This is a genomic window from Halorientalis persicus, assembly GCF_900110215.1.
GTDB classification, from domain to species: domain Archaea; phylum Halobacteriota; class Halobacteria; order Halobacteriales; family Haloarculaceae; genus Halorientalis; species Halorientalis persica.
The window spans coordinates 1-9,894 of record NZ_FOCX01000063.1; the positions used below are offsets into that span (position 1 = coordinate 1).

Below are 9,894 nucleotides of genomic sequence, written 5' to 3' on the forward strand. Positions count from 1 at the left end.
GCCACGACGGTCAGAAAACCCACACCGGGATTGAAACTAATCACCCTCAACTATCGGTCCCATGTTATACTGCCACGACGGGCAGAAAACCCACACCGGGATTGAAACAGCCACAGAGTCGAGTGGCAGATAAACATCGGATACGGTCGCGACGCCCAGAAAACCCAGCACGGGATTGGAAGGTCCTACCGGAACCAAGTACTGTGCAGCGTTTCCTTGATCGTCCCCGAACAAAAGAATATCACTTATCGGCCACGTTCAGGCCGCTGTTCAGCTCGAAGAGTTCTTGCACAACGGCCTTCTTGGCGACTTGGTACCGTCACGGCGACGGGTTCGGGATTTCTTCGACGATATCGGTTTCCAGCAGGAGATCGATATACTTACTCACCGTCTGCCGAGTGACACCAGCGTGATCCGCAAGCTCTGTCTTAGTGAAATGTGCTCTCCTCGCCGCGATGATAGACCGAAAGCAATCACCTCCGCCTGCCGCGTGGAAACACGAACCGTCGAAGGCAACATCGACAAAGTGCGCTCGATCCTCTTCGAAAACGATGATATGACATCTCAGTCCGATCTAGAGTCTTGATCAAATCGGTTTTCTTAGCGTTGTCAGCTTGAGATTCAGAGAAAGTTTTAATACTACCACTATCGGATATGTCTAGACAGATGTACGATCTAACTGCATTCCAGCGCGACCTCCTGTATGTGATTGCTGGCACCAACGAGCCACACGGACTTGCGATTAAAGACGAACTCGAGGAATATTACGAGAACGAGATCCATCACGGCCGTCTCTACCCGAATCTCGATACGCTTGTCGAGAAAGGGCTCGTCGAGAAAGGCACGAAAGACCGCCGCACCAACTCCTACAGCGTCACCAAGCGCGGTCAACGCGAGATCGAAGCCCGAAAAGAGTGGGAAGAGCAGTACGTCTAGTCCCGAATCGACGCATCAATCGACACTTGGATCGCCTCAAAACAATAGTGGCACTCCGAACACGCGTAGCCACTCGGATGTTCGTTGAACCACGACGGGCCGCAGTGCGGGCAGATGGCGAAAGGCACAACAATTGACCATTCACTTCCTAGATACTTGAGCGTTCTGTGATTCCGGAGTCACAGCCCTTGAAAGAAGGGAGAAAACGGCCTCGGCAGAGAATATATCCCGCTGGCAAAGAGACACACAACTAGACATGAGTTCGGATGACGAGGCTCAGTTGGCACGGGAAGACGGGCGGCCAACCGGGACGATTCCGCGTGTCGAACACCAGCGCTCACATCGAGAGTTCGTCCAGACCGTCCAGCCAGACCACGTGATGCTCAAACTCCGGCACGCCGAGCGGATCGTTGCTGTCGGCGAGACAGCCGACTCCTACTTTGGTCCCAATGTCGACGTGATCACGACATCCACACAGCCGGACCAGTGGCTCAACACGACCTCACACGACGACGAATTGGAGGCGATCACGGAGTTCGAGCCCGCCTACCACATTCCTGCCGACGTGTCGGACTACGTCGATCTGGAGCCACGTGAGCGGGCAGAACGCGTCCAAGAGGTGATGGAAGGGACGCTCTGGTTTCACGACCAACTGGCAGATGCCAGCGTCGAAACCGAACTCATCCCACTGCTGAAAGGCTTGACCGAGCCCGAACGGGATATCTGCTACACACTTCACAACGAGATCGGTGTGGACTACGCGGCAGTCTATGCGACACGATATTTTTCAGGCGGCGGTGGCCGACGGATCCGCGAATTCGTCGCGGATATGAACACGGTCGCGGGGGAAACAACCAGCGACCTGTTGGTGATTGGCCTCCTCTCGCCACGCGGTCTTCGGCGGCTTCCCGAGCAAGTCGTCGCCGGTGCCGGCCAGTACCAATGGCGCACGCGGGTCAAGCAGGCCGCAACAGACGACGAGGAAATGCGAGCCCGGTACCAGGATCTTGTTGACGGCGTTCGCGACGCCCTCGTGAGCCCCCAGCCGGCCAAAGATATTCCTGATGACAGTGACAACCACGACCACGATCAGGAGACGCTCGACGAAACCACTTCCAAACACCACTGAACCACTCATGTCAGACCCAAGCTCATGCCCGAAATGTGGATACCGGCCGAGTAGCTCATCCGCGTCCTCCCGTCGTTCCGGCAACCGCGCCGCCGACACCGGGTACGGGATGTCCGACAGTTCCGATCCGACGATCGACCACTCGCCACAGGAACGGTCACGGATCGACGGCAACGATCCGCACACGTCTCGGGACACAGGCGGCCCAAGCCCAGACTGGAACTACACAACGACCGACCAGGACGGCGACCGTATCCTCTCGGTCAAATGCCCGAAGTGTGGGACTGTCGTCGACCAGCGCGAGCGGTGATTCCGTCGCCGCCACACTCCTCGTTTTTGGTTAACTGCCAACACAACGACGTTCTGAGACTTTCTTCACAAGCCTAATCGGCTGATTTTCGCCAGCCTCCGCCGAGAAAATATTTTGTCGCCGTCTGTGGCCCCCTACTTTGATAGGCAGCTAGACACAAAAGCGGGCTAGACAATCGTCCTCGCTGAGGACAGGTCCCACACATGGTGAAGAAAAACCGGGGGAAACGGCGGCAGAAAAAAGACGATCCTCGGGAGTTCGAGTCGCGGAAAGGCTCGAGCGACAGTTCGACACAGCAAAAAATCGGGGACTTCCGTGCGGATACGGAACGGAACATCGCCGCTGCGGCGGCTGCGGCAAGCGACGCCGCCCAGGCAGACGCCGACGTTGACGCCGAAGCAGACCCAGATGCCGACACGGACCCGGAAGCAGATGCAGGCGAAGGCGAGCAAGCCACAGTTGCGGGCACTCCTGCCGAAATCGCCCCATCAGACGCCGGAGAGCCGTCAGGACCTGAGCAAGCCACAAGCGAGAGTACTGGCGATGGCGGGCTCTCGGCAGAAGACGCAGAAAGCCCCTACGCTCGCGACTGGTCTGACGAAACCGCCGCCCGAACAGCGGAAGGCGGCAGCGATCCCGACCCGGGAATGCCCGGGCATCCGGTCTCAGAATCAGACAATCCGGGGACCAGCCAGACCGCTCGCGAGCAGTTTTACTCGACACTTGCCGAAGACGAACTCGACGATGCAGATATGCAAGCGGCTCCGATCGCCGCCCAGATCGATGATGTCGCCACGGGCATGGTCCCGACGACAGCATCGGGCGACCGCGTCGTCATCGAGCGAGAGCGGGCACAGCAGGCTGGCATCGTCAGTGCCGCCGACGAAATGACCATCGCCGGCTCGTTCGAAGAAGCAGGATTCGACCTTGACGATCCGAATCTCTACTTCGACAATCCGGGCGAGCCCGACGACGTCGAAGGCCGGCGTGCGATTGACGAGGACACCGCGAGAGGCCGTCAGGAAGAACTCAAAGCGCAGCGCGAACACGCGGCGGCGGCCGCCCGGAACGGCGAGACGCCCATGCAGGATATGCGGACAGAGGTTGCAGACCTACAGGACAAAGCCCGGACCTTCCAAGACGACGTGCTGGTCCAGGACGAGGCGACACTCGCCGACGTGGAACCGTATCTCGAAACAGTCGCCGGGCAGGTGGACGGGCTCCAGCAGGCAGAAGACGACGATGGAGACACCTACCGCGTGAAAGCCGATCCCGATACTCAGCCCCATCCGACGGTCGCTCCCGTCACGCAAATCGATGGTGTCGGCAACGACGCCGCAGTGTCACTCATCGCCGCCGGGTACGAACGCGGGTCGGACTTCGCCGGCGTCGACGCCGAGACGCTGGCCGACATCTCGAACGTTGACGACGGGACCGCCGACCGCCTCGCCGAGATCGGCGGTGAAGTCGAACGGCTAGAGCAGACCGTCGACCAGTTGACCGACCACTTCGCCGACCTAACAGAAGACGAGGCTGATATGCTTCTCGAGGTCGCCGCCCAGAACGGTGCCGACCCGCGGGAGACTGCGTTCCAACTCACGGAGAATCGCGTGCCCAGCGAGCCGGCCCACATCGACGACCTGCATACGGGCGACAACTACGGCGAGACGCCGACCGGCGACTACGAAACGACCATCCGTGGCGAGATCACTCACATCGTCGACCTGAACGAGACCCAGAGCGAACAGGTGATGATCGATGGGGAACTCCAGACCATCGAACAGGAAGGCGCGAACAACCTGTACCAGGTCGCGTACATACAGGATCAGTGGGGTGGCACGACCAAAGTGACCATCCCGAGTCGGTCGCTTAGCGAGTCCGAACCCGGCTACCGCGGATTCCGACAGCCGGGCGACTACGGCGACCAAGACGGGGCCATGCCCGAGAGTGAAGCACTTCGAGAGGGCGATACAGTCGAACTGACGAACTTCGCAACCAGCCAGTTTGACGATCAGTACGCGACGACAGACACGATGGTCACGGCCACCTCAGAAACCGACGTGAACATCCTCGATCGTGGCGACACCAGTGGGCCGCCAACCGCAAACCACGGCGGAGCGAAGCCCCCGGCACACACTGGCCGGAGTGCAATTCCTGGTGCTAGCCAGCGCCTCGATGCCGGGAACGAACTGGTGCCCGACTACACCGAGACAAGTCGCGCGCTTCGCCGCCGAATCAAAGCCAACGATACAGGGCCCAGTGGGGCGGGAGAGCGGTTTGTCGACGACACAAGCGATGCCGACGAGTCCGGCAGTGGCTCGGCGACCGACGACGCTCTAGACGACATCGCCTAGCCGACACCCACATATCGCAGACCAGTCTCGATAGTTTTCCTACTCCCCTGAGCGGTCAGTACAGTTTGAGAAGTGAGCAGTTCGTTGGTTTCGGTGCCTATGCTCAACCAAGAACTGGTCAGAGAGACTCGGCTGTTTGAATGTACTCAGTCAGATCCGGCACCTGGACAATCTGGCATTCTCGACCTTAATCGAACACGAATGGTCGCAGCTCTCACCGTTAACAATCTCCTTCCCAAGAGCGTGTGTACTAAGTCGACGGCAACGTAAGAATAGATAGATGGACATCGCTGTCGCGCACAAGGACTATGACGTTCGCGGTGGCGGCGAGTTCCTCGCCGAAGAGAGCGCACGGACATTCAACTGTCCAATGTGGGTCGGCAACCACGATCCCGAACGGTGCAACGCGACGGACATCGACATTCACGAGATCGACAAGAGTCGGGTGGCCGAGTGGGCTATCGAACGTGGCGGGCCGTTGCGATCCCTGGCCTACCTGGATACGTGGCAACGAGTCCCGGAGCTCGCCGACTACGAAACGGTCATCACATCTGGGAACGAGCCGCTGTGGTACGTCCCACCGGATGAACAGACTGTCCTAGCCTATATCCACTCCCCACCGCGATACCAGTACGACCTCTTCCAGGCATCGTCCGGACGGTTCCAGAAGCTCTACTCGCTCGCCGTGCGGGTGATCTTCGACCACAACATGCGACGCCCGGACTACTTTGTCGCGAACTCGGACCTCGTAAAGCGGCGGATCTGTCGCTATTTCGATATCGATCCTGAACGTGTTGATGTCGTCTATCCACCCGTCGAGACCGACGCCTTCAGCCCGAACGATGCACCAGACCAGGACTACTATGTCCACGTCGGCCGTCTCAGTGAGAACAAGGCGCTCGACGAGGTCATCCGTGTCTTCAACGAGACCGGGCGTGAACTCCGCATCGCCGGTCGTGGACCCCAACGCGAGCGACTCGAGGAGATGGCCAACGAGAACGTCGTCTTCGAGGGCTACGTCTCACAGACACGGAAAGAGGAGCTCCTGTCCGGCGCACGGGCGTTCGTCTTCAACGGACACAACGAGGACTTCGGGATGGCACCCGTCGAGGCGATGGCCGCCGGGACCCCGGTCGTTGGCGTCCGAGAGGGATTCACGCAGTTCCAGGTGATGGACCGCCAGAACCACCGTTTCGAGACGGAGGAGAACTGGAACGGTGTGACGTACGAACGGGGGTCGCTCCGGGCAGCGCTCGAGTGGTTCGAAGACGAAGGCGTGCGGTGGTCAGCGGACGAGATCGCGACATGGGCTAACGACCACTTCTCGGTCGGCCAGTTTCGACAAGGGCTTCGAGATGCCGTCGAAGCGGCACGGAATCGGTCCGATACGACACCTGAATGGTCGGAGCCGCAAAAGACCACGTTATGACAGCCTCCGCACCGTAAACGGCGGGATTCTCTCACTGAATCAAGATAGACCGTTCGTACGTGTTTACCGAAGAGCGTGATCAGATAAACTCGCGAACTGTACCGACGAAAGTCTCGCGGTGCCACTCGTCGAAGAGAAGAACGGCCCCATAGACTATCCCGCCAGCCCCGACGAGAGAGACGAGGTGGTACCACTTTGCCACCCCAATCTGGGTCTTCAGTCCGTAGACCACGATCCCCATGACGAGGCTCGCGAGTGCCTGTAACCGAATTGTCCATGGGAACAGATTGACCGCGGTGTGTTTCTGGACGAACCGCGCGTAGAGGACTGTCGTCAGGAGTTGTGACAGGACGCTTGCGACGACGATCCCGATCGGTCCGAATACGTAGAAGCCGATGATACCCCCGACGATATTACTGGTGAACTTGACAACCCTCGCCCTGAGTGCGTAGTCTGGCCGATCCATCCCGTTGACGACAGAGGCCATCGGGCTGTTGTACGCCGAGATCGTCCGGTAGATCGCAACCCAGAGAAAGAAGACGAACGCCATTTCGTACTTGGTCCCGAAGGGGATCCAGATGATTTGGGGGCCGATTATGAGACCTCCGACCAGAACGGGGAGTGCGATCACGACGCTGATGTTTAGGACGTCTTCGGTCACTGTATCGATTCGTTTCCCAACCGAGTGGAGGTCGCTGATGCGACCGAGCAACCCGCCACTGGCGACCCCGACGATCATCGGCATCACCATCGTGATTTGGTTGGTCACCTGGTAGTTCCCGACGACCGCGCTCGACGTGAAGAACCCGAGCATCAGGGTGTCGACCCGTCCCAACAGAGTCCCTAATAGCGTCCCCGGGATCGCCAAGCGAGCGAAGTCCCACGTCGACCTCATAACTTCCAGATCCGGTAGCGCCGGTCTGATACCGATCGACCACCAGATAACCGGGGTGACGAGAAGCGCCGCAGTCGCGAACCCGATCGCCATCCCCCAGACCCCGAACCCGGCTAGAACGAGCGCGATCTGGAACCCGTACTTCAGGAGCCCCTGGATCCCGTCGATCCACGGACCCACTCCGAAGTTCCCCCTCACGTTCAGGATGTTGAGGCTGTACGTGAACACGCCGTTAGACACGAAGAGGATCCAGAGCGGGAGCCACGGCGAATCGATTATGACGTACCGGGCGAGAACGTCGTTGAGGCCCCACAAGACCGGTGTGAGAATTCCGAACGACCCGGCTACGACTACCCACGCGGCACCGAAAAACCGTTCCTCGGCGTTGTCACGTTCCGTGATCCGCTTTCGACACCCGGCGACCCACCCGCCAACCGGTTTCATCAGGGCCTCGGCGACCGCGAGAAGTATAAAAAATGAGCCGTAAACCTCGGGAGCGTCGACGAACCGTGCGACTGCGATCGCGCCGACGAACCCGAGTCCCGTCGTCACGACTCGTCCGATAGCCCCGATCCCGACCTGCCGCCTCATCACTCGATGTAACCCAAGTCGCGGAGTTGTTCTTCCGGGAGCGATGCGTTCTCTTCCTGAACGTCCCACTCCGGCACGTGGTCTTCAACCCACTCTCGGACCTCGAACACCGACTCTGGACGAGTGTCCAAAGTGGTCTCGAAGTAGGCCCGCATGGAGTGACCGCCGCCGGACTCGTCACCGAGCCACGTGAACTCGATCCCGTGGTCGCTCAGGACGACTAGCTCATCGTCGGGACCCATCTGCCGTCGGATCTCTCGGATCTGGTCCTCCGCCCAGTGATACATTTGCCGGACCTGTTGCTCATCATCGGTGAAGAGGTGGCCCACCACGTCGAGAATATGGACGTGTGCCCCGACGAGTGTGGCGTCGGACTGCACGGCCTCCTCCAGCCACCCGAACTTGGCGGCTGCCGTGGGACGTGCTCGGCGCATGAACTCGTCCGTGGACATCCCCTTCTTGTTGGTCTCACGGAACCACGACCAGATCCGTTGGAGTTCCTCCGTCCGGTGGACGCCCGGCCAGTTGTGGACATAGCGTCCGTCAGCGTCGAAGAACGTCGGTGCGTCTGTTTCGGCGAGATCCCAGGATGCCCCGGTGTTCTCCTCAATAGTATCACCGAGCTTCTTACGAAGGTCGCCGCTGACGTTCAGCGTGTTCATCGTCCAAGATCCGAACTGGAGGACCGGGTTCGACCATTCGGACTCCGACTTCTGTGTTACACCGTGTTCACGGGGGTGGAGTCCGGTGGCGACTGTCGGCCAAACCTCACCGGTGTAGGGGTGGTCCATCGAATAGGTGAATGTCTCCAGACTGCCCGAGAAATTCAGAAGGTTATCAGGTAGTATGTCATAATCTGCGCCGTCAAGCGCAATGATACATAGTGTCATATACTTTGTACTGGTTGTCCACCTTTAATTGATTTACTTGTATCCGAGTGCCCTGAGTCGAGACTCGACCTCAGACTCATTCCCGTCTGCTGGAGGAGACTCGCCAGATATGTCGCGGTCTCCTCCCTGGACCTGAACCCACGGAACCAGTCTGATCTTCGGGTTCACACTGCCACGGGGGTGCCCCCATTCACCCCACTCGCCGAGGGCGTTCCCGTGGTCAGCAGTGAGGACGACATCTCCCGAGAGCCCGGGTATAAGCCTCTCCGAGATCTCATCGAGAACGCAGGTGAGATTACTCATGTAGGCCTTCCAAACCTCGTCCCTATCAAACCTTCCGGAGCGTGTACAGTGCCAGATGCTGTTCTTGTTAAGAAGGTCCGTGGTCTCCTGATCTTCGACCAGATCCAGGGTCGCCAGCTCAGGATATCCGATGAAGGGCTGATGGGGTTGCATGTAGTGAATGACAAGTCTATCAAGATCTTGTGTGTTGTGTGCCCACAGCGCCCGGTCGGTTACTGAATCGGGGAAGACCGTGGTAACCCCATTTCGTGTCTCTGTCTTGTCCTTCCACACCTCGTCCAAGTAACCGACATCGTCACCTTCTGAGATACCGACCCGTTCGTCGTGTGTAAAAGGGTTTGCTGTGACGTATCCGACACCCGCTTCAGATCTTTCTATCTCTCGGCGAATCCAGTCCGGCGACTCAGACGCCCGAGAGAGATGTGTATCAACGTCGAACCCGTAGGCGTCTGCAATTTCTTCCATCATATCGACCCGACACGCGTCGAGTACGACGAGAACGTCCCAGTCTTTGTCCCACACAGACTCGCCGATGTTGTCACCCAATGTCCGGTAAACGATAGAATTCTTCAGTTCATGGACTGCCCACGCTGTCGCATCGGTGAAAGATTCTTCCCGATAACACCGCCTCACATTCGTCAGATATCCTCTGATCCCCATCTTCACACCTCCATGATCGCGAATTCTTCGGCCAGCTTGGTAGTCCGGACGTCTCGTTCGTCCACGAAGACCTCGAACGCCGAATTCCAGACGATATCGTCGGAGGGGATAATCCCGTTGCTCATGTTTTGGTAGGCAATCTCGTATTCAACATCATGCACGGGCGGGAGTGTTTGGAGTCGTGGAAGAAGAGATTGATCCCCTCGACGTCGGACACGATACCCGGAAGAACTTCCTGAGACTTCCCAACGCGGAGATCCCACCTCCTCTTCAAACCCTTTGGGACTATCCATCCAAGGTCCTTGTCAACCGGGATCGGACTCCCACCGAACCCGTCAAAGGTTTGTTCCCTGAACTCGTCCAAAGGTTTGTCCGCGAAGTACGGGAAATCTAGGGG

General features: G+C 58.7%; 9 protein-coding genes and 2 pseudogenes. 5 read left to right on the top strand and 6 right to left on the bottom strand.

The window, feature by feature from the left end; translation table 11 throughout:
- Positions 1 to 241: 241 nt before the first annotated feature.
- Positions 242 to 436 (bottom strand): annotated as a pseudogene (locus BMX17_RS27655) (hypothetical protein); the annotation flags it as partial.
- 230 nt (positions 437 to 666) lie between these two features.
- Here BMX17_RS27655 and BMX17_RS23965 point away from each other — a divergent pair.
- From BMX17_RS23965 to BMX17_RS23985, 5 genes are all read left to right on the top strand, one after another.
- Positions 667 to 936 (top strand): PadR family transcriptional regulator, encoded by a 270-nt coding sequence (locus BMX17_RS23965; protein ID WP_092664919.1) that lies wholly within the window; start codon positions 667 to 669, stop codon positions 934 to 936.
- Between the two features lie 256 nt (positions 937 to 1,192).
- On the top strand, positions 1,193 to 2,065 hold the full coding sequence (locus BMX17_RS23970; RefSeq protein WP_092664922.1) for a hypothetical protein: 873 nt from the start codon (positions 1,193 to 1,195) through the stop codon (positions 2,063 to 2,065).
- Between the two features lie 109 nt (positions 2,066 to 2,174).
- The gene (locus BMX17_RS23975; RefSeq protein ID WP_092664924.1) at positions 2,175 to 2,375 is read left to right on the top strand and encodes a hypothetical protein; all 201 of its coding nucleotides are present in this window, start codon (positions 2,175 to 2,177) and stop codon (positions 2,373 to 2,375) included.
- Between the two features lie 203 nt (positions 2,376 to 2,578).
- Positions 2,579 to 4,729 carry a helix-hairpin-helix domain-containing protein gene (locus tag BMX17_RS23980; protein WP_092664927.1) on the top strand — a complete coding sequence of 717 codons (2,151 nt, stop codon included), beginning with the start codon at positions 2,579 to 2,581 and terminating at the stop codon, positions 4,727 to 4,729.
- 280 nt (positions 4,730 to 5,009) lie between these two features.
- Positions 5,010 to 6,158: a glycosyltransferase gene (locus BMX17_RS23985; protein ID WP_092664930.1), complete on the top strand. Its 1,149-nt coding sequence runs from the start codon at positions 5,010 to 5,012 to the stop codon at positions 6,156 to 6,158.
- 79 nt (positions 6,159 to 6,237) lie between these two features.
- Here BMX17_RS23985 and BMX17_RS23990 read toward each other — a convergent pair whose 3' ends face one another.
- From BMX17_RS23990 to BMX17_RS26810, 5 genes and pseudogenes are all read right to left on the bottom strand, one after another.
- Complete coding sequence (locus tag BMX17_RS23990; RefSeq protein ID WP_170845556.1) at positions 6,238 to 7,605, bottom strand: lipopolysaccharide biosynthesis protein; 1,368 nt, start codon at positions 7,603 to 7,605, stop codon at positions 6,238 to 6,240.
- 38 nt (positions 7,606 to 7,643) lie between these two features.
- Positions 7,644 to 8,534 carry an alkaline phosphatase family protein gene (locus BMX17_RS23995; protein ID WP_092664936.1) on the bottom strand — a complete coding sequence of 297 codons (891 nt, stop codon included), beginning with the start codon at positions 8,532 to 8,534 and terminating at the stop codon, positions 7,644 to 7,646.
- Between the two features lie 33 nt (positions 8,535 to 8,567).
- Positions 8,568 to 9,497, bottom strand: a complete 930-nt coding sequence (locus BMX17_RS24000; protein ID WP_092664939.1) for an alkaline phosphatase family protein — start codon at positions 9,495 to 9,497, stop codon at positions 8,568 to 8,570.
- A gap of 2 nt (positions 9,498 to 9,499) precedes the next feature.
- On the bottom strand, positions 9,500 to 9,622 hold the full coding sequence (locus BMX17_RS27420) for a hypothetical protein (protein WP_280141440.1): 123 nt from the start codon (positions 9,620 to 9,622) through the stop codon (positions 9,500 to 9,502).
- Positions 9,619 to 9,894 (bottom strand): annotated as a pseudogene (locus tag BMX17_RS26810) (hypothetical protein); the annotation flags it as partial. The pseudogene BMX17_RS26810 and the gene BMX17_RS27420, both read right to left, overlap by 4 nt.

Excerpts from the sequence above, each read along its gene's own strand:
- BMX17_RS23965 (WP_092664919.1), top strand. The coding sequence starts at position 667 with ATGTACGATCTAACTGCATTCCAGCGCGACCTCCTGTATGTGATTGCT.
- BMX17_RS23970 (WP_092664922.1), top strand. The coding sequence starts at position 1,193 with ATGAGTTCGGATGACGAGGCTCAGTTGGCACGGGAAGACGGGCGGCCA.
- BMX17_RS23975 (WP_092664924.1), top strand. The coding sequence starts at position 2,175 with ATGTCCGACAGTTCCGATCCGACGATCGACCACTCGCCACAGGAACGG.
- BMX17_RS23980 (WP_092664927.1), top strand. The coding sequence starts at position 2,579 with ATGGTGAAGAAAAACCGGGGGAAACGGCGGCAGAAAAAAGACGATCCT.
- BMX17_RS23985 (WP_092664930.1), top strand. The coding sequence starts at position 5,010 with ATGGACATCGCTGTCGCGCACAAGGACTATGACGTTCGCGGTGGCGGC.
- BMX17_RS23995 (WP_092664936.1), bottom strand. The coding sequence starts at position 8,534 with ATGACACTATGTATCATTGCGCTTGACGGCGCAGATTATGACATACTA.
- BMX17_RS24000 (WP_092664939.1), bottom strand. The coding sequence starts at position 9,497 with ATGGGGATCAGAGGATATCTGACGAATGTGAGGCGGTGTTATCGGGAA.
- BMX17_RS27420 (WP_280141440.1), bottom strand. The coding sequence starts at position 9,622 with ATGAGCAACGGGATTATCCCCTCCGACGATATCGTCTGGAATTCGGCG.